This window comes from Vibrio sp. 10N.222.49.C12 (genome assembly GCF_041475025.1).
Lineage (GTDB): Bacteria > Pseudomonadota > Gammaproteobacteria > Enterobacterales > Vibrionaceae > Vibrio > Vibrio crassostreae_C.
Genome location: NZ_JBFRVF010000048.1, coordinates 1 through 19,868, shown reverse-complemented (window position 1 = coordinate 19,868; position 19,868 = coordinate 1). Strand labels below are relative to the sequence as shown.

General features: G+C 44.8%; 17 protein-coding genes. 2 read left to right on the top strand and 15 right to left on the bottom strand.

All coding sequences use genetic code 11. The annotated features are described in order from the left end of the window. Positions 1-106: 106 nt before the first annotated feature. The 9 genes from AB4583_RS14835 to leuS form a co-directional block, all read right to left on the bottom strand. The gene (locus AB4583_RS14835) at positions 107-1,288 is read right to left on the bottom strand and encodes a serine hydrolase (protein ID WP_017068508.1); all 1,182 of its coding nucleotides are present in this window, start codon (positions 1,286-1,288) and stop codon (positions 107-109) included. Between the two features lie 93 nt (positions 1,289-1,381). Continuing rightward, positions 1,382-2,221, bottom strand: coding sequence for a septal ring lytic transglycosylase RlpA family protein (locus AB4583_RS14830; RefSeq protein ID WP_372118014.1), 840 nt, complete (start codon positions 2,219-2,221; stop codon positions 1,382-1,384). Positions 2,222-2,224: 3 nt separating this feature from the next. Further along, entirely contained in the window at positions 2,225-3,346 is a 1,122-nt protein-coding gene (gene rodA / locus AB4583_RS14825) for a rod shape-determining protein RodA (RefSeq protein ID WP_017062334.1), read from the bottom strand. Then, positions 3,346-5,238 carry a penicillin-binding protein 2 gene (gene mrdA, locus AB4583_RS14820; protein WP_017068507.1) on the bottom strand — a complete coding sequence of 631 codons (1,893 nt, stop codon included), beginning with the start codon at positions 5,236-5,238 and terminating at the stop codon, positions 3,346-3,348. Before mrdA ends, rodA begins: the two co-directional genes overlap by 1 nt. A 6-nt stretch (positions 5,239-5,244) precedes the next feature. Further along, positions 5,245-5,715 carry a 23S rRNA (pseudouridine(1915)-N(3))-methyltransferase RlmH gene (gene rlmH / locus AB4583_RS14815; RefSeq protein ID WP_017068506.1) on the bottom strand — a complete coding sequence of 157 codons (471 nt, stop codon included), beginning with the start codon at positions 5,713-5,715 and terminating at the stop codon, positions 5,245-5,247. Between the two features lie 3 nt (positions 5,716-5,718). Next, positions 5,719-6,036: a ribosome silencing factor gene (gene rsfS / locus AB4583_RS14810; RefSeq protein ID WP_004735247.1), complete on the bottom strand. Its 318-nt coding sequence runs from the start codon at positions 6,034-6,036 to the stop codon at positions 5,719-5,721. A gap of 66 nt (positions 6,037-6,102) precedes the next feature. After that, positions 6,103-7,128, bottom strand: a complete 1,026-nt coding sequence (gene holA, locus AB4583_RS14805; protein ID WP_372098217.1) for a DNA polymerase III subunit delta — start codon at positions 7,126-7,128, stop codon at positions 6,103-6,105. Positions 7,129-7,140: 12 nt separating this feature from the next. After that, the gene (lptE, locus tag AB4583_RS14800) at positions 7,141-7,779 is read right to left on the bottom strand and encodes an LPS assembly lipoprotein LptE (protein WP_017068504.1); all 639 of its coding nucleotides are present in this window, start codon (positions 7,777-7,779) and stop codon (positions 7,141-7,143) included. Positions 7,780-7,958: 179 nt separating this feature from the next. Then, positions 7,959-10,535, bottom strand: coding sequence for a leucine--tRNA ligase (gene leuS / locus AB4583_RS14795; protein WP_017068503.1), 2,577 nt, complete (start codon positions 10,533-10,535; stop codon positions 7,959-7,961). Positions 10,536-10,798: 263 nt separating this feature from the next. Here leuS and AB4583_RS14790 point away from each other — a divergent pair, with 263 nt between their 5' ends. Next, on the top strand, positions 10,799-11,269 hold the full coding sequence (locus tag AB4583_RS14790; RefSeq protein ID WP_017062329.1) for a zinc ribbon-containing protein: 471 nt from the start codon (positions 10,799-10,801) through the stop codon (positions 11,267-11,269). A 90-nt stretch (positions 11,270-11,359) separates the two neighbouring features. Here AB4583_RS14790 and lnt read toward each other — a convergent pair whose 3' ends face one another. The 5 genes from lnt to miaB all read right to left on the bottom strand — a co-directional run bounded on the left by lnt (position 11,360) and on the right by miaB (position 17,092). Beyond that, positions 11,360-12,877, bottom strand: a complete 1,518-nt coding sequence (gene lnt / locus AB4583_RS14785; RefSeq protein ID WP_136974119.1) for an apolipoprotein N-acyltransferase — start codon at positions 12,875-12,877, stop codon at positions 11,360-11,362. Between the two features lie 32 nt (positions 12,878-12,909). Next, entirely contained in the window at positions 12,910-13,800 is an 891-nt protein-coding gene (gene corC, locus AB4583_RS14780; protein ID WP_372118007.1) for a CNNM family magnesium/cobalt transport protein CorC, read from the bottom strand. A 120-nt stretch (positions 13,801-13,920) separates the two neighbouring features. Then, positions 13,921-14,382, bottom strand: a complete 462-nt coding sequence (ybeY, locus tag AB4583_RS14775) for an rRNA maturation RNase YbeY (RefSeq protein ID WP_012603383.1) — start codon at positions 14,380-14,382, stop codon at positions 13,921-13,923. Then, positions 14,383-15,504, bottom strand: coding sequence for a PhoH family protein (locus tag AB4583_RS14770; RefSeq protein WP_017064169.1), 1,122 nt, complete (start codon positions 15,502-15,504; stop codon positions 14,383-14,385). 163 nt (positions 15,505-15,667) lie between these two features. After that, positions 15,668-17,092, bottom strand: a complete 1,425-nt coding sequence (miaB, locus tag AB4583_RS14765) for a tRNA (N6-isopentenyl adenosine(37)-C2)-methylthiotransferase MiaB (RefSeq protein WP_065584439.1) — start codon at positions 17,090-17,092, stop codon at positions 15,668-15,670. Between the two features lie 308 nt (positions 17,093-17,400). On the opposite strand from miaB, the gene AB4583_RS14760 reads away from it, so the two are divergent. Further along, on the top strand, positions 17,401-18,576 hold the full coding sequence (locus tag AB4583_RS14760) for a 2-octaprenyl-3-methyl-6-methoxy-1,4-benzoquinol hydroxylase (RefSeq protein ID WP_372118003.1): 1,176 nt from the start codon (positions 17,401-17,403) through the stop codon (positions 18,574-18,576). A gap of 68 nt (positions 18,577-18,644) precedes the next feature. Here AB4583_RS14760 and AB4583_RS14755 read toward each other — a convergent pair whose 3' ends face one another. Continuing rightward, a complete protein-coding gene (locus AB4583_RS14755; RefSeq protein ID WP_372118001.1) occupies positions 18,645-19,691 on the bottom strand; it encodes a lactonase family protein in 1,047 nt (348 codons plus the stop codon). Positions 19,692-19,868 lie beyond the last annotated feature (177 nt).

The following is a 19,868-nucleotide window of genomic DNA, read 5'->3' as shown; positions in this document are numbered from 1 at the left end:
CCGCACATGGCGGCTTTTGGTTCGCTAATGAGTAAATCATGAACTTACTCATTAGGTTAACTATACAACAAGCTTAGGTTTTACCTAGAACAAACCTTTGGCTTGTTTAGAATAAACCCTTGAACAGAAGAACTAGGTAGTCCCATAGACGGCTGAATAGGCTGCCTTGGTCTACATCTTCAAGTGCTAGTAGTGGGTATTCAGCAACGTCTTCACCGTCTACTTGGTAGAATAGTTTACCAACCACATCGCCTTTGCTGATTGGCGCTTCTAGCTCTTTCTCAAGAACGAAGCTTGCCTTCAGGTTCTTAGCTTGACCACGAGGTAGCGTTACGAAAGTATCTTCGTCGACACCCAGTGCAACTGTGTCCTTGCTACCCATCCAGATCTTCTCTTCTACGAAGGTTTCACCGGCTGTGTGTGGTGCCACTGTTTCAAAGAAGCGGAAGCCGTAGCTAAGCAGTTTTTTGCTTTCTGTTTTACGAGCATTCGCATTCTTGGTACCCATAACTACAGCCACTAGGCGCATTTTGCCTTCTGTCGCTGAGCTTACTAGGCTGTAACCTGCATTGCTTGTGTGGCCCGTTTTGATGCCATCAACGTTCATGCTCTTATCCCATAACAGACCGTTACGGTTGTATTGGGTGATGCCGTTGTATGTGAATTTCTTCTCTGAGTAGATACGGTACTCGTCTGGTACGTCGCGAATCAGCGCCTGACCAAGTAGCGCCATATCGTAAGGCGTTGAGTATAGGTTCGGGTTGTCTAGACCGTGCACGTTAGCAAAGTGCGTGTCTTTCATGCCGATAGAGCTTGCCCAAGCGTTCATTAGGTCAACGAATGCATCTTCAGAGCCAGCGATGTGTTCAGCCATAGCAACACATGCGTCGTTACCTGATTGAATGATGATACCGCGGTTTAATTCTTCAACTTTAACCGTAGTGCCCACTTCAACGAACATCTTAGATGAATCTGGGAAGTTTTTAGCCCAAGCATTTTCACTGATTACAACATCGTCGTTTAGGTTGATGTTGCCACGGTCGAGCTCTTGGCCGATCACGTAGCTCGTCATCATCTTGGTTAAACTTGCTGGAGAAAGCTGAGTATTCATCTCTTTCTCTGCTAGTACTTTGCCTGAATGGTAATCCATCAGAACAAAACCTTTAGCGGCGATTTGAGGAGCATCAGGAACAACAATAGGAGCGGCGAATGACGATGTAGCTATCGTTGCAGAAAGAGCAACAGAAGTAGCAAAAATCGATTTAACAAGTTTATTAGATTTAATCATTTTGAATGCAATTATTTGGTGAACTATTCATATATTAACAGAATCACTCTGTCACACCAGAGCGCTGATTACCAGAAGTAACTGTTAGATTAATTAGCGAGTTAGGGTGTGTTTTTTTATATAAGCTGACGGGTAACCCATTAGCTTAACTTGTTCTAATTTCTCTTGAGTCAGAGCATAGTCATGAAATGGCCCAATCATCAGACGGTAGTTGTCATCATTTGGCTGCAAGAACGTTGCTACTTCTAGCTTTTCGGCTAGATCTTTCGCTAACTTTTCGGTCCTATCTTCATGTGGAGATGTTGCGACTTGAATAATAAATTGCGGTAAAGCAGCCTTTTTATTTGCGTCGGTTGGCATAGCCACAGTAATGACTTCAATCTCAACATTTGCCGTGCCGGTTCTCAACACATCGAGCTTGTAAGCTGCCGCATAACTAAGGTCAATGATTCGGCCTTCATGGAATGGGCCGCGGTCATTGATACGAACAATTGTCGTTTTGTTGTTGTCAGTATTCGTCACTTTTACATAGCTTGGAATTGGCAATGTTTTGTGCGCCGCAGACATCGAATACATGTCGTAGATCTCGCCATTAGACGTTAAGTGACCATGAAACTTCTTACCGTACCAAGAGGCTTTGCCTTTCTCAGTAAAACCTTCGGTTTTCTTTACGATCTTGTAGTCTTCGCCACGCAAAGTGTAATCCGTATTACCACCTAAACTATAAGGTTCATACTGAGGGTGAGCATCCTCGAGATGCTCTACTGAGATCGGTGCGTCTGGTGCAATATCTGAATCAATATCGTAGCGCCCTGTTGGCTGCTTTGAAGAACAACCATTGATTAAAATCGCTAGCCCCAAGATAGAGATTATTTTTTTGATTGGCAGCTCTTCAACCAAGGATGCTTTGTTTTGAAACGTTGTAATAGACATCGATTAGGTCGCCTTTGAGAATGCTTTTCTGTGTGTATGTATCGACATTAAAATACCAAAACCAGCCATGAGGGTAACCATTGAAGTACCGCCATAACTGACTAGAGGAAGAGGAACACCAACCACAGGTAGAATGCCACTTACCATGCCAATGTTTACAAAAATATAAACGAAGAAGCTCAGTACAATACTGCCGCCCATCATTCGACCGAATGCGGTTTGAGCTTGGCTCGCAAGCACTAAGCCACGTCCAATAATGAACAAGTAGATAGCAAGCAAGAACAATATACCAATCATGCCCCACTCTTCGGCAATGACCGCAAAAATGAAGTCGGTATGACGCTCTGGAATAAACTCTAGTTGAGATTGAGTGCCTTGCAGCCAACCTTTTCCTGAAATACCACCAGAGCCTATCGCAATCTTACTTTGAATGATGTGGTAACCCGCACCTAATGGATCTGATTCAGGATCAAAGAGGGTTCTTACACGTACCTTTTGATATTCACGCATCAAGAAGAACCATAAGATTGGAATAAATGCCCCTAACGCGATTGCGGCGCTAGCAATGATTTTCCAACTGATACCTGCCAGGAATATCACGAAGATACCTGATGCGGCGATAAGGATAGATGTACCTAGGTCAGGCTGCTTTGCGATTAGAATCGTCGGTACAAACACCATCACTAGCGAGATCGCTAATGTTTGGAATGTTGGTGGAAGTGAGCGCTTACCGATAAATCGTGCCAGCATCAAAGGCACCGCGAGCTTTAATAGCTCTGACGGTTGGAATCGAACAAAGCCGAAGTTTAACCAACGCTGGGCGCCTTTAGAGGCTTCACCAAAGAACAACACGCCCAATAGCAAGATGACACCACCTACAAATAGCAGTGGTGCCAAGGTTTCATAAGTACGAGGTGAGATTTGCGCTAGGAAGATCATCACACCTAAAGACAGAGCCATGCGCATCGCCTGGCGGTCCATCATCGCAAGGCTTTGTCCGCTTGCGCTGTACATGATCAGCAGGGCAAAGCCCATTAAAACCAGAATGCCGAGCAATAGCGGCAGGTCGATATGCAGCCTTTCGAATAGGGCTCTATTTCGTCCAGTTGAAGGATCAAGTTTCATTATTTAATTGGCTCACTTTGATAATCTTCTGCAAGGATAATATGGTCTAAAATCCTTCTTACTACTGGGCCGCCGTTAGAAGAACCGCCACCTGCGTTCTCTAGAACGATAGTCACGACGGCTTCAGGATCTTCAAAAGGCGCGTAACCCGTAAAGAGGGCGTGATCGCGTAAGTGCTCTGCGATTTCATCCGCGTTGTACTCTTCATCTTCTTTTAAGCCGAATACCTGTGCGGTACCCGATTTACCAGCGGTTTGGTAAGACATTTTCTGGAATGAACGTCTTGCCGTGCCTTTTTTACCGTGGTTAGCCAGCCTCATACCTTCCTGAGCGATATCCCAATACTTCTTCTTAACCCCGGTTAGCGGTGGGTAAGTTTCAATGTCCGACATGATTTGTTCATCGAATGGACGACCGTTATCAATGGTTGAACGAAGTAGGTGAGGTGCGGTTACTTCACCTTCATTGACCAAAACTGATGTGGCTTTTGCAATCTGCATGGGTGTTGCAGTCCAGTAGCCCTGTCCAATACCAACTGGAATAGTATCACCTTGATACCAAGGCACACGGTGTCTGGCCATCTTCCAATCACGAGTTGGCATATTGGCTTTGCTTTCTTCGTAGATATCGATGCCAGTATAATCACCAAAGCCGAACATCATCATCCATTTGGATATGCGATCAATGCCGAGATCATAAGCAATTTGGTAAAAGAAGGTATCCACCGACTCTTCAATCGCTTTTTCTATATCCACGACACCGTGTCCCCAACGCAACCAGTCACGGAATGGTCTCGTTTTTGAGTTTGGTATCTTCCAATAGCCTGGGTCATTGCGCGTAGTGTTTGGTGTAATAACACCTTCTTGCAGAGCAGCAACAGCAATGAAGGGTTTGATCGTCGATGCTGGTGGGTAAATCCCTAGCGTGGCACGGTTAACCAAAGGGCGGTTTTTGTCTTGAAGTAGCGCGTTATAGCCTTTAGACGAGATACCATGCACGAATGCGTTTGGGTCGTAGCTTGGGCTCGATACCATGGCTAACACGCCATTGTCTTTCGGATCGAGAACGATAGCTGAACCACGGCGGCCATCAAGTAACTTATGTACGTATAGCTGTAGCTTGATATCTAAGTTAAGTACGATATCTTTGCCTGGAACCGAAGGGACAAATTTGAGGGTACGAATCACTCGTCCACGACTGTTAACTTCGACTTCTTGGTAGCCAGCTGTACCGTGCAACATATCTTCGTAATAACGCTCAATACCCAACTTACCGATATCACGTGTAGCTTGGTAATTGGCGTCTTTTTCTTCTCGCATCAAGCGCTGCATATCACGGTCATTGATGCGCGATACATAGCCTATTACGTGAGTGAGCACATCACCGTAAGGGTAGAAACGCTTCAAAGTTCCCGTAACTTCAACACCTGGGAATTTGTGTTGGTTTACAGAGAAGACGGCAACTTGTTCTTCAGACAGTTGATTAAGAATAGGTACTGATTTAAAGCGTCGTGAATTACGACGATCACGATTAAAGCGCTCGATACGCTCTGGCGGGATCTCAATTAATGCTTGCAGACGAGCAAGCGTGTCATCCATATCTTTAATTTTTTCGGGTATGATTTCTAGATTGAAAACAGGACGGTTTTCGGCAAGAAGTATACCGTTGCGATCGTAAATCAAACCACGGTTAGGGGCGATCGGAACGACCTTGATACGGTTGTCGTTAGAACGAGTTTTATAGTCTTGGTATTGATTGACCTGAATGTTGTACAGGTTAACAACCAACATCGACATCATGACTATGATCCCCGCAAACGCAACAAAAGCACGGCTAGTAAATAGTCGTGCTTCTGCTTTGTAATCGCGGATTTGGCTACGTTTACGTAACATTAACGCTTATTCTCGATGATAAGGGTGGTTAGCAGTGATGCTCCAAGCTCGATACAAGCTTTCAGCCATGATAACGCGTACTAATGGGTGAGGGAGAGTAAGCGCAGACAGAGACCAACTTTGGTCTGCGGCCGCTTTACATGCAGGTGCTAATCCTTCAGGCCCGCCAATTAGGATAGATACGTCACGTCCATCCAGCTTCCAACTTTCTAATTGCTCAGCAAGTTGAGGTGTATCCCACTTTCTACCTGGGATATCGAGCGTGACAATACGGTTGCCTTTTGGAACTGCAGCCAGCATCGCTTCACCTTCTTTTTGAAGAATGCGTGCAATATCTGCATTTTTACCGCGCTTTCCTGCAGTAATTTCAATGAGCTCTAATGGCATATCGTGAGGGAAGCGGCGTTTGTATTCTTGAAACCCTTCTTCAACCCACTTCGGCATTTTTGTGCCAACTGCGATTAACTGGATCTTCAAAGCTTAGCCCCAAAGTTTTTCTAGTTGGTACAGCTCACGATGCTCTTCTTGCATAACGTGAAGCATGCTTGTGCCCATATCTAGAACAACCCATTCACCTTCTTGCTGACCGTCCATACCTAGAGGTTGCATACCCGCTTTACGCACTTCATCAGCAACATGCTGTGCAATAGAGGCAACATGGCGTTTAGAGGTGCCAGTACAAACAATCATGTAATCAGTAACGCTTGATTTGCCTTCTACATCGATAGTTACAATCGATTCTGCTTTCATGTCGTCGGCTTTGTCTGCAAGAAAATCTTTTAGTTCTTCACGTAACACTGGGTGTTCCTTTAATCTGAATTTAGCTTTGTTTAGGGCTTGTTGACCCTAGAATATAACACGCTTTTATGCGTGGAATGGTATTGAAGCTGAAGGGATACAAAACTCTACGCTTAACTGATGAATTAGTGGCCAAGGCGACTGCTCATATTGAGTTTTTGTCATCAATTCAGCTTGAGTGAGCAACGCGAACAAAGAGTGTAATTGAGAAATCGAAACTCTTGTTAGCGCGGCGTTATAAAGAGGCTTTTTAGATTGCCAGATACGGTGTTTTTCGAAGACCTGACCAATCGGCATCTGTTTCATTTGTTGCTGCATTTGTAATAGCAGAGCAAGCTCTCGTTGTATGCTACGTAATAAAATGACGGGTTCGACACCTTCAGCTTCTAGCTGACGCAGGATTCGTTGTGCTCGATTTCCTTTCCCTGCCAATAGGGCATCACTCCAATGGAATGGAGTGAAGTGGTTGTGGCGGCTCAGCGATTCTTCTAAGCGCACTAAGGTTAGCTTTCCATCTGGATATTGAAGTGCCAGTTTTTCGAGGCTTTGTGTGAGTGCAAACAGGTTACCCTCATGCCATTGCGCCAGCATTTGAATCGCTTCAGGGTCTGGCGACAACCCGACTTGACGGCAGCGTGCTTGAACAAATTGAGGTAGCCTGCTGACATCTGGCGTTAGGCAACTGACCCAGTGACCCTGATTCGAAAGAGCCTTAAACCACTTAGCGCTTTCTTGAGCTTTGGTGAGCTTAGTGCCCACCAAGATTAACAAGATATCACTGTGGATATGCTCGGAGATTGCGAGTAGCTCTTTCGCTATTGCGGCATTGACGCCTGACTCTGGCAGTTCAAGCTCGATGACCTGACGGCTAGAGAATAGGCTCAGTGCTTGAGTGCAGTCGTAGACTTGATTCCAGTCGAGACTGCTATCAATCGCAAAGCGGTGACGTTCTTCAAAGCCTTGCTGTTTTGCAGCCTTTTGAATCGCTTCTCGGCTCTCTTGCAACAGTAGCGGTTCGTTACCAAAAATTAGGTAAACATTACTCAACTGTTTAATAAGTTGCTCTGATAAGCGGTCAGCAAAAATACGCATCAAATAAACCTATTACTCAGCCGAATCGCTAAGTGTTGGTTGTTCTTCTGAAGCTGGTACGATCTCAACATTCTTGATGTTGTATTGCTTTTCGAGTTCTTTCACTTGAACGTGCTCTAGTGCATCTAGGTCCATGCTATCAGCTGCAATGTTCGCTTTTAGTCGAGCCATCTGACGAAGGATTTGGCTTGTTGCCAACTTACGCATCTCATCTTCGATCATGTCTCGTTCAACCGACTTCGCAAGTGCAGTTAGCGGGTTATCTAGGTAACTACGGGTTACGCTGGTTGAGAACGTCTTTGAGCCTAGATCCGGGACAGTTACGCGGTATGAAGCGCGGAATGTCAGTTCTTTCTCTGCTGCACGAGTGTTTTGGTATAGAGACAGAGTTCGCTCACCTACGCTCTCACTAATAATATGCAGGTTAGGTGTATTCTCAGCCGGTGGCACAATTTCTACATCATTCATACGCAGTTGACCTTTCATCATACGTGTAAACGTACTGTATTGGTCGTAACTGGTTACGGAGATCTTGTTGAGTTCTTCTGGTACGGAGTAATCACCACGTAGGTGGAAACCACACGCACTTAATAGGCTGACGGTTAAAACAACAACAGTAACTTTCAATGAAGATAGTGAAATCAGGCGCATTATTTGATGGCTCTCATGAAGGTAGAATACTTATTTAAAGGCTTTAGTTCGTTTGAGTGGTTAGGCTCAAGTCTAAAGCGCTTAAATAAGTAGACAGGGCAATTAGCTACCCTGTCTACAGACTGCTTTTGATGAATTAAGTTCGTTAATTCTTTAGCAATTGCATTGTGCTAACGAAATTAGTTAGCAACGATGTTTAGAAGCTTACCTGGTACGAAGATAACTTTACGGATAGTTAAGCCATCTAGGAACTTCTTAGCGTTCTCATCGTTTAGACCAAGCTCACGAACTTGCTCTTCTGTTGCATCAGCAGCAACGGTTAGTTTCGCACGTAGCTTACCGTTGATCATAACAACGATAGTTTTCTCGTCTTCAACTAGCGCTTTCTCATCGAAAGTTGGCCATGTTGCTGAGTCTACGTTTGATTCACCCAGTGCAATCCACATTTCGTAAGAGATGTGTGGCGTCATTGGGTAAAGCATGCGAACAACAGCTTTTAGCGCTTCATCAAGGATTGCACGATCTTGTACAGACTCTTGAGGTGCTTTCGCTAGCTTGTTCATCAATTCCATGATCGCAGCGATTGCTGTGTTGAACGTTTGGCGACGGCCGATATCGTCCGTTACTTTCGCGATAGTCTTGTGGATATCACGGCGAAGTGCTTTTTGGTCACCAGACAGAGCAGAAGCATCAACAGATTCAGCAGCACCCTTAGAAGAGTGAGCGTGAACCAATTTCCAAACACGTTTAAGGAAGCGGTTAGCCCCTTCTACGCCAGACTCTTGCCACTCAAGCGTCATGTCTGCAGGTGATGCAAACATCATGAATAGACGTACTGTATCAGCGCCGTACTTGTCTACCATCTCTTGTGGGTCGATACCGTTGTTCTTAGACTTAGACATTTTGATCATGCCTGAGTGTTCAACTTCACGACCTTGATCGTCGACTGCTTTTTCGATGCGACCTTTACCGTCACGTTCAACCGTTACGTCAGTCGGTGCAATCCACTCTTTGGTGCCTTTTTCGTTTTCGTGATAGAACGCGTCAGCCAGAACCATGCCTTGACATAGTAGTTGCTTGAACGGTTCATCAGACGTCACGTAGCCAGCATCACGTAGAAGCTTATGGAAGAAACGAGAGTAAAGCAGGTGCATACAAGCGTGCTCGATACCACCAACGTATTGGTCAACTGGTAGCCAGTAGTTTGCTTTCTCTGGATCTAGAATGTCGTCTGCTTGCGGTGAACAGTAACGTGCGTAGTACCAAGAAGACTCCATAAACGTATCGAACGTGTCAGTCTCACGTAGAGCGGGTTCGCCGTTGAATGTTGTTTCAGCCCAAGACTTGTCAGCCTTGATTGGGCTCGTTACGCCATCCATTACTACATCTTCAGGAAGAATGACTGGCAGTTGGTCTGCTGGTACTGGGTGAACTTCACCGTCTTCAGTGGTTACCATTGGGATTGGAGCGCCCCAGTAACGTTGACGAGATACACCCCAGTCACGTAGACGGAAGTTTACTGTCTTCTTACCTTTGCCTTCAGCTTCAAGCTTCGCAGCAATTGCATCGAATGCTTCTTGGAACGCAAGACCATCGAATTCACCAGAATCAAACAGTACACCTTTTTCAGTGTAAGCCGCTTCAGACACGTCTAGTTCAGAACCATCTTCAGGTTTGATTACTGGGATGATATCGATGCCGTACTTAGTTGCGAACTCGTAGTCACGTTGATCGTGAGCAGGAACCGCCATTACCGCACCTGTGCCGTAATCCATAAGTACGAAGTTTGCTACGTATACAGGAACAACACGACCGTTAAGAGGGTGGATAGCCGTTAGGCCAGTATCCATACCTTTCTTTTCCATCGTTGCGAGTTCAGCTTCAGCAACTTTAGTGTTACGACACTCTTCAACGAATGCAGCAAGCTCTGGGTTGTTCTTCGATGCTTTCTCTGCAAGTGGGTGACCTGCAGCGATACCAACGTAAGAAACACCCATTAGTGTGTCTGGACGAGTTGTGTACACTTCCAGTGGCGCTTCTTCACCGTTAACAGCGAAAGATAGCTCAACACCTTCAGAGCGGCCGATCCAGTTGCGCTGCATGGTCTTAACCATTTCAGGCCAACCTTCAAGGTTGTCTAAATCGTCTAGTAGCTCTTGAGCGTACTCAGTGATCTTAATGAACCACTGTGGGATTTTCTTTTGTTCTACTGGAGTATCACAACGCCAGCAGCAGCCATCTTCTACTTGCTCGTTTGCAAGTACAGTTTGGTCGTTCGGACACCAGTTCACTGAAGATGTCTTCTTGTAAACTAGGCCTTTTTCGTAAAGCTTAGTGAAGAACTCTTGTTCCCAACGGTAGTACTCAGGCGTACACGTTGCGAATTCACGGTTCCAGTCGTAACCAAAGCCTAGAAGCTTAAGCTGGTTCTTCATGTACTCAATGTTTTCGTAAGTCCATGGTGCAGGTGCTGTATTGTTTTTAACAGCGGCGTTTTCTGCAGGTAGGCCGAATGCATCCCAACCAATTGGCTGCATAACGTTTTTGCCTTGTAGACGTTGGAAACGAGATACCACATCACCGATGGTGTAGTTACGCACGTGACCCATGTGCAGTCGGCCACTTGGGTAAGGGAACATAGAAAGACAGTAGAATTTTTCTTTGTTTGGGTCTTCACTTACAACGAAAGTCTCGCTGTTATCCCAGTGTTGTTGAACCTTTTGTTCAATCTCTTGCGGGTTATATTGTTCTTGCATCGATGGTATCCGGTTATCTTGGAATTTGTGAGTTCGGTTAGAACAGAATCTTACAGATCGTCATAGAATACCTAAAGGAGCTGAGTACAACAATAGTTATACCCTTCATACTTGCAGTTGCCGCTTAGTAGATTGTGTAATTTTCACTGAATTTCGCAGGGCAACTATACTTAAGAGTATGAATTGCATTTGTTTGTAAGCGGGAGTGCATTGCAGCGCATCCGTTTGCTCACTAAAAGGTTGGTTATCTTAAGGAGGTTGTTATGCCGAAGAAAAAAGCGCTCTATGAAGAAGTCGTCGAAGAGGTGATTGAAACGCTGAAGCATAGCCCTGAAGAGCTCAACAACAAAATCGAAACGTCGGGCAAGTTTGCGAAAGCAGCTAATGATATGACTAAAGATGAGCTTTCATTGATCTCTGCCTACGTGAAGTCGGACTTAAAAGAGTTTTCCGAAAGCTATGAAGAGAGTAAAAGCGGTCCATTCTATTTGATGATTGCGGACTCTATTTGGCAAGGGCTGTTGGATATTACTGATCGTACTAAGGTGGAATGGGTTGAACTGTTCCAAGACTTAGAACACCAAGGCTTGTATCAAGCGGGTGAAGTCATTGGCTTGGGAACCTTAGTATGTGACGAGTGTGGTCACCAAACCGAATATAACCACCCAACCAATATCATTCCATGCATTAAATGTGGTTCTAAAGGGTTTAGTCGTAAAGCCCTTAAACCGTAAGCTTCTGAACCATAGCGTATCAACGCAAAACCACAGCAATGAAAAAGGGTTGACCCGATCAGTCAACCCTCAAATCACTTTTCGTCGAATCTAGCTTTTTGGCTTTCTAATTACCCAACCAATCACCAAGCTGAGCATCGCCCAGATATACAGTGGCCAAGTACCTACTGTGTGATAAGGCGTTTGACCATCCGTTGAAATGAGTTCAGCTTTTAACACTGCCGTTTCAAACTGAGGCACTTGCTTGATTATATTGCCTTTGTAATCAGTAACTGCCGTCACACCGTTGTTGGTCGAGCGAATAACCGGCTTACCAAGCTCCAGAGCACGCATCTGTGCAATTTCCATATGTTGCAGAGGGCCAATCGAACGACCAAACCACGCATCGTTAGAGAGCGTTAAAATAAAGTCAGTCTCGTCGGTTACGTTCTGTCTAACTTGATCATTAAAGATGATCTCATAACACAGTGCCGGCGCTAAGTGACGACCATTTGCCACTATGTTTGGTTGAACAAAGTCGCCACGGCTAAATGATGACATTGGCAAGTTAAAGAAAGGTGCTAATGGACGCAAGATATCTTCAAACGGCACAAACTCACCAAATGGTAACAGGTGGTGTTTATGGTAGCGTTCGTCTGGATCGTAGCTGTACTCACCATATGGATTCACGCCGATAGAAAGAACACTGTTGTAGTATTTCTTATCTTCAGACTGATTCAGTACACCGGTAATGATCGAGCTGTTGTTCATCTTCGCTGCGCTATCCAAGTTACGTAGGAAAGATGGGATCTCAACTTCGAATGCTGGAATAGCGGCTTCAGGCCAGATGATGATGTCCGCTCCCCAATTTTCTCTGCTTAGGTCGGTGTACTTCATCATGGTCGGCCAGCGATGACTCGGCAGCCATTTGCTGTCTTGATCGACGTTGCCTTGGATTAAGACGACTGACGTGGTTTTTTCAGGGTTCGGCGTGACCCAGTCGATGTTGCGAATACCAAAGCCTGCACTAAATACGACGGCGGGAATGAGAGCGATGCTCCAAGCTCGGTTAACAATCGCATAAGTGAATGCAGAGGCTGAAACAATGATCGCTAAAGTTACTAGATCTACGCCGCCAATCGGTGCAAATGAACCTAATGGCGAATCGATTTGGCTGTAGCCTAACCAAAGCCAAGGGAAGCCCGTCATTACCCATCCACGCAGCCAATCGCTGACTAACCACAATGCAGGAGCTGCGAGGAAAAAGCGGCTTAGGTTATTGGCAGGGAAGAATTTATTCAAACCCCAGGTAAATAGCCCTGAATAAACGGCTAGGTAGCCAACAAGCAATGCCATCAAAAATAGGTTGGCTGCCAGTGGCATGCCGCCAAAACCATCAATGCTGACGTATACCCAGCTGATACCTGTGGTGAATTGACCTAAACCCCATGCGTAGCCAATCCAAAGCGCACTTTTAGGAGAGCGGTTGTGGATCAGTAACAGCAACAAAGCTGGGCTGAGAATAGCAAGAGGCCATATAGAGTATGGAGCGAATGAAAGGGTGGTTATAGCGCCAACAAAAACGGCCGCAAGCGGCCGTAATAGGCGATGAATAAAGGTATTAGTCATCTAATTTCTGTCATCTCTTTAGAGAGAAGTTGTTATTCTTCGATAGTCGGAAGAGGCTGTTCGTCAGGAATGGTTACCTGTAGCTGAATCACACGACGGTTATCTGCTGATGTTATTTTGAAATGGTAGTTTTCGATTTCTACAATTTCGCCACGAACCGGCAGGTGGCCGAGTGCTGTCATAACCATGCCGCCTACCGTATCCACTTCGTCGTCACTAAAGGCAGTGTTAAACGTATCGTTGAACTCTTCAATGGTGGTTAAAGCTTTAACAGAGAAGGTATGCTTACTCAGCTTACGGATATCTAACTCTTCTTCATCGTCGAACTCGTCTTCAATTTCACCAACGATTTCTTCGAGGATATCTTCAATGGTTACTAGGCCAGAGACACCGCCAAACTCATCAACAACTATAGACATGTGGTAACGCTCTTCACGGAACTCCTTGAGTAGGCGATCAACACGCTTACTTTCAGGAACAACAACCGCAGGGCGAATCACTTGTTCGATATCAAATGGGGCACTGTCTGAACCCAAGTACTTAAGTAGGTCCTTCGCTAATAGAATGCCTTCAACATGGTCTTTATCTTCACTGATCACTGGGTAGCGAGAGTGTTGAGCATCAGTAATGAGCGCAATCAATGTATCTAGATCATCTGTGCGTTCAACTGTAACCATTTGAGAGCGAGGCAGCATGATATCGCGTACTCGCATCTCTGAAATTTCCATAACACCCTCGAGCATGTCGCGTGTGTCGTGGTCAATTAGGTCATTAATTTCTGAGTCGCGGATTACATCTACGAGCTCTTGGCGATCTTTTACTTCACCTTGAAATAGTTGGCCTAGGCGTTCAAAGAAGGACTTTCTACTCGGACCTTCAGATTTTTTACTTCCCTCAGAAGTGGGGGGGTTACCTTCGTTCATGATTTCTCAAAAAATAACGCTATCAGAAGTGTGATAGCACACGTTACAACTCAGATTCCTGTGAAAATCACAGGTTCGATGAGTTATTGTTTCTCTGCAACCTACTTTACTAGAATCAATTTACTTTTCTAGAATGTAAGGGTCTTCAAACCCCATAGATTGCATGATTTCTGTCTCGAGTGACTCCATCTCTTCAGCTTCATCATCTTCGATATGATCATAACCTAGCAGATGCAGACTGCCATGTACAACCATATGAGCCCAGTGTGCTAGCAGAGGCTTACTTTGCTCTTCTGCTTCTTTTTCGACAACTTGGCGGCAGATAATGAGGTCGCCCAGTAGATCTAACTCGATCCCTGGAGGAGCCTCGAATGGAAAAGACAACACGTTAGTTGGCTTATCTTTGCCACGATATTCATGATTGAGCTGGTGGCTTTCTTGTGTATCAACGATACGAACCGTCAACTCAGCGTTCTCTTGAAACTGAGGAATTGTCTTGTCCAACCAAAGCTGAATATCTTGCTCAGTTGGAAGACCTTGCTCATTTTCGACCGCTAATTGCAGGTCTAGTTCAATAGACATCTATTTATCACCTTGTTCTGCAATTACAGAGCTATTTTGTGTTGCTAATTGTGTCGTAACTACCTGCTGAGCCTCAAGAAGTTTGGCTTCACGCTCTTCACGTTTACGCTTTTCAAACTCTTTGCGCTCTTTCTGGTCTTTTGCTTCCCACTTCTCGTATGCGTTGACGATACGAGCAACTACAGGGTGACGAACGACGTCTTCAGACATGAAGAAGTTAAAGCTAATGTCGTCGACTTCATTGAGCACTTCAGTCGCATGGCGTAAGCCTGATTTTGCACCACGAGGTAAATCGATTTGCGTAATATCACCTGTGATCACAGCGCGTGAGTTAAAACCGATACGGGTTAAGAACATCTTCATCTGTTCTACCGTGGTGTTTTGGCTCTCATCAAGAATGATAAACGCATCATTCAATGTACGACCACGCATGTAAGCCAGTGGCGCAACTTCAATTACGTTACGTTCAATCAGCTTCTCAACTCGCTCAAAGCCAAGCATCTCAAACAGCGCATCGTAAAGTGGACGTAAATATGGGTCTACTTTTTGGCTTAAATCACCAGGTAGGAAACCAAGCTTCTCACCGGCTTCAACAGCAGGACGAGTCAGTAGGATTCGGCGAACCTCTTGGCGTTCAAGTGCATCAACTGCTGCAGCAACGGCTAAGTAGGTTTTACCTGTACCTGCTGGCCCAATACCAAAGGTGATGTCATGAGTCACCATGTTCATTAGGTACTGTGCTTGGTTTGGCGTTCGAGGTTTGATGACGCCTTTTTTAGTCTTAATGGTCACTTCTTTGCCGTAGTCAATTTCAGACTCGACGTGTTGCTCCAAAATGCCTGACTCGGTGATCGCCAGATGTATTTGCTCTGGTTCGATATCGATTATGTTGCCTTTAACTGGAGCCGTTTCAACATAGAGGTGTTTGATGATGTCTAAAGCTGCGGCTGTAGTGTGAGGCTTACCAACAATGGTGAAAAAGTTGCTACGGTAATTAATCTCAACGCCCAGACGACGCTCAAGATGCTTGATGTTGTCGTCAAATGGTCCGCATAAACTTGCCAAGCGCTTGTTGTCTGCTGGTTCTAGATTTATCTCTAAGGTAACGATTTTATTGCTCAAATTAGCCTCTCATTTTGTGCCACTCACTCTTAAATAAAACAAAGAGCAAAAAGCCCGATTTAGACCGGGCTTCTGATGGTGATATCCCTATTTCTAAGATGGTCACTTAGTTAGGTAATTTCAAGCTTTGTGTTTGCGCTTTGTGCTCAAACAGTTGTATTGCCTATGGCGTAAATGTCGCTACACCTAGCTCGTCTTCACGTTTTGTTTTTTCCATCATTTCTGCTGGAGTCATAACAACGCGTAGACCCATGTCTTTTTCTGTGCGAACTAGCTCACCACGTAGTGAGTTGGTGTAAACCTCAGTGATCTTCACATCTACGAATTGACCGATTAGGTCTGCAGAACCTTCGAAGTTCACAACACGGCTGTTTTCTGTACGGCCGCGAAGTTCCATTAGGTTCTTTCTTGATGGGCCTTCAACAAGGATACGTTGCTCTGTGCCTAACATTAGACGAGAGAAACGCATAGCTTGTGTGTTTACCGTTTGCTGCAGTTCGTACAGACGATCTTTCTTCTCTTGTGCTGGTACATCACATGGGTAATCTGCCGCTGGCGTACCTGGACGTGGAGAGAAAACAAAGCTGAAGCTCATATCGAAATCAACGTCTTTAATTAGCTTCATTGTATCTTGGAAGTCTTGCTTAGACTCACCAGGGAAACCAACAATAAAGTCAGAGCTGATTTGAATGTCAGGGCGAGCTTTACGCAGTTTACGGATAATAGATTTGTACTCGATAGCCGTATGTGGGCGCTTCATCATCGTAAGAATACGGTCACTACCACTTTGTACTGGTAGGTGAAGGAAGCTCACTAGCTCTGGTGTGTCTTTGTAAACTTCAATGATGTCGTCACCAAACTCAAGCGGGTGGCTTGTTGTGAAACGAATACGGTCGATACCGTCGATAGAAGCAACAAGACGAAGCAGTTCTGCGAATGAACAGATATCGCCTTCGTGTGTTGGACCGCGGTATGCGTTTACGTTTTGACCTAGCAGGTTAACTTCACGTACGCCTTGCTCTGCAAGTTGAGCAACTTCGAAAAGTACATCATCCATTGGACGGCTAACTTCTTCGCCACGTGTGTATGGTACAACGCAGTAAGTACAGTATTTAGAACAACCTTCCATGATAGAAACGAACGCCGTCGCGCCTTCAGCTTTTGGCTCTGGCAGGTTATCGAACTTTTCGATCTCTGGGAAAGAGATATCCATTACTGGCTTTTCGTTAGACAGTGATGATTTAATCATCTCTGGCAAACGGTGTAATGTTTGTGGGCCAAAGATAACGTCTACGTAAGGTGCACGTTGACGAATGTGATCACCTTCTTGAGTCGCTACACAGCCACCCACACCGATCACCACACCTTCTTTTTTATCTTTAAGCGTTTTCCAACGACCAAGCTGGTGGAATACTTTTTCTTGCGCTTTTTCGCGGATAGAACAAGTATTCAATAGTAGTACGTCTGCTTCCTCAGGTACTTCAGTTAGCTCATAGCCATTTGCAGCGTTAAGCAGGTCGGCCATTTTTGATGAATCATATTCATTCATCTGACAGCCCCAAGTTTTAATTAGCAGTTTCTTACTCATTATATGTTCGCTCGATCGTTAGTTTAATTTAAGGGAGCAAATCGCCCATTATTCATCCGCTAGCCCCGTTTGTCATAATTCGGTATTCAATTTTATGACAGGCTCTAGCGGCAAGCGGCGTATTGTACTGGTTTCAAAACCGACTGACTAGTAGTCTGAACAAATCTCTTATGTAGTGGTTTTTATTATCGTTAACGCCATATGCCATAAGGGATAACCCTTTTTTCGAATAAGGTTTTTGGTTACAAGTTAGTTATGAAAAAGTACAATCAAAAACAGTCAAAGAATCAAACTGATAAGTACGAAATATGAACAGTTACGATATTGTAGTAGTCGGTGGCGGCATGGTTGGCGCAGCAACAGCAATCGGTTTTGCAAAGCAAGGTCTGAGTGTTGCGGTGATCGAAGGTTTTGCCCCACAAGCTTTTGATGAATCGCAAGCGATGGACATTCGTGTGTCAGCGATTTCTCAAGCATCGGTCGATTTGCTTGAAAATCTTGGTGCATGGCAAAGTATTGCAGCAATGCGAGTGTGTTCTTATAAACGTTTAGAGACGTGGGAGCACCCAGAGTGTCGTACTCGATTTGATGCTGCCTCACTAGACCTTCCTCGTTTGGGCTATATCGTTGAGAACAGACTCATTCAATTAGGTTTATGGTCTCAATTTGATGCCTACGACAATCTCGAACTGTTATGCCCAGAAAAGCTCGATGTGATTGAGTTTGGTGAAATCAATATCGTAAAGCTTCAATCAGGGGCTGAGTTGTCTGCGAAGTGGGTGGTTGGTGCTGATGGTGCGAATTCAGCCGTTCGCCAACAAGCTGGAATTGGCATCACGGCTTGGGATTATCGACAACACTGTATGCTTATCAATGTAGAAACAGAACAACCTCAGCAAGATATTACTTGGCAGCAATTTCTACCAAGTGGCCCTCGTTCATTTTTGCCTTTGTGTTCTCTAACCTCTGACGGTCAAGAAGTCGGGCTGGGCTCGTTAGTTTGGTATGATTCTCCACTGCGTATTAAGCAACTGTCAGCAATGACCCCTGAAAAACTACGTAACGAAGTACTTACTCACTTTCCTAAAGAGTTAGGTGATATCAAAGTCTTGAATTCGGGTTCTTTTCCTCTGACACGACGTCATGCTCAATCATACTCGAAGAATAACTGTATTTTGGTCGGAGACTCTGCGCATACCATCAACCCTTTGGCTGGGCAGGGTGTTAACTTAGGCTTCAAAGATGTATCAGTACTGCTGGATGTCACCAAAGAAAAGGGTGAATTGAACCAGTCTGTAGCAAGACGCTACGAGGTGATGAGAAGAGGTGACAACCTAGTGATGCAAAGCGGTATGGATTTCTTCTATAAGACATTCAGCAACGACATTGGTCCACTTAAGTTTGTGCGTAATGCTGCACTCAAGCTAGCAGAGAACTCAGGGCCGATTAAAGCTCAAGTGTTGAAGTATGCCCTGGGCCTTTAATTGAGTATTACAGACACTTTATAAAGAGAAGGAGAGCGAATGCTCTCCTTTTTTGTATTCGATGATGTCTATCGTTGCTGTGTCACACAAACTGGCGCATCTAGCTCTAATGAGTAGCCTGTGTAAACCAGAGAGCCGTCTTCTGTATTTCGCTTGAATGACGTGATGTTGTTGGAGTGCTGGTTGGCGGCGATAAGCCATTTCCCATCGTTCGTTATATGGAAGTCTCTTGGGAATTTGCCTTCAGTGTCGTAGTTATCAATGAAAGTCAGCCTTTGAGTCTCAGAGTCGATTTTGAAGCTACTGATTCTTGATTGGTGTCGACATGACACATAAAGGAATTGCTCATCAGGCGATAGCTTAATCGCAGCTGCGGCTTCTCCCTTCTCCATATTAGGCAATGCATCAATCTCTTCCACTACATTCCAAATGCCTAAAACCTTTTCCAAAGTCAGCAACGTTTCAGAGAGTTCACAGACCACATAGGCTCTGTCTTCAGCTTTGTTAAATATTAAATGGCGAGGTCCATTGCCGGCGGGCACCTTAATAGACTGCATTGGTTCATCAAGGAACTCTTCTTGCTCTTCATCAAAGCAATAGAAGTTGATGCGATCGGTGCCGAGATCGACAGTCACAAACTGTGGTGAGTTTTGTAAGAACAGGCATTGATGGGCGTGTGGGCTAGTTTGTCTCTCTTTGTTTGGCCCGGAACCAACCATCTGGATTGTTTTGAGTCGTTTATCGATGCTGCCGTTGATACTTAAGCTAAAAATATCGAATGTGCCTGATGAGTATTGCGACGTGATAGCAAACTTATTGTGTGGATCTATCGCGACGTGACAAGGGTGATCTCCCGAGATGAGGCTTGTATTGTGTGTTAGCTGTGAATCAACATTAGGTATATGAATGAGCTGGGGCTGTTTTTGCTGGTCCACTTCCGATGCAGTATAGATCCCAGTCTTTGTTACAGTAATAAAAGAGGGGTTAGTACATTTGATGATCAGCTCTAGAGGTAATAGTTTTCCTGTTTCTAGATCTAACTGAGTTTGATAAACACCTTGGCTTTTACTTGGTGTATCTGTGTAGCAACCGATCGTTAAGGGGAGGGGTTTCATAGGCTAGTCATACTCAATTAGAAAATGGAGCTGACATTGTCTTATAAAATCGTATTAAAAGTGAGGTTATAGAAGAGAATACTTGGTGACTTGGCTAGCAGATTTGCATATTCCAGATAAAACAAAACCCAGCTAAAAAGCTGGGTTCTATTTAATGATGGTGCGGTCGGAGAGACT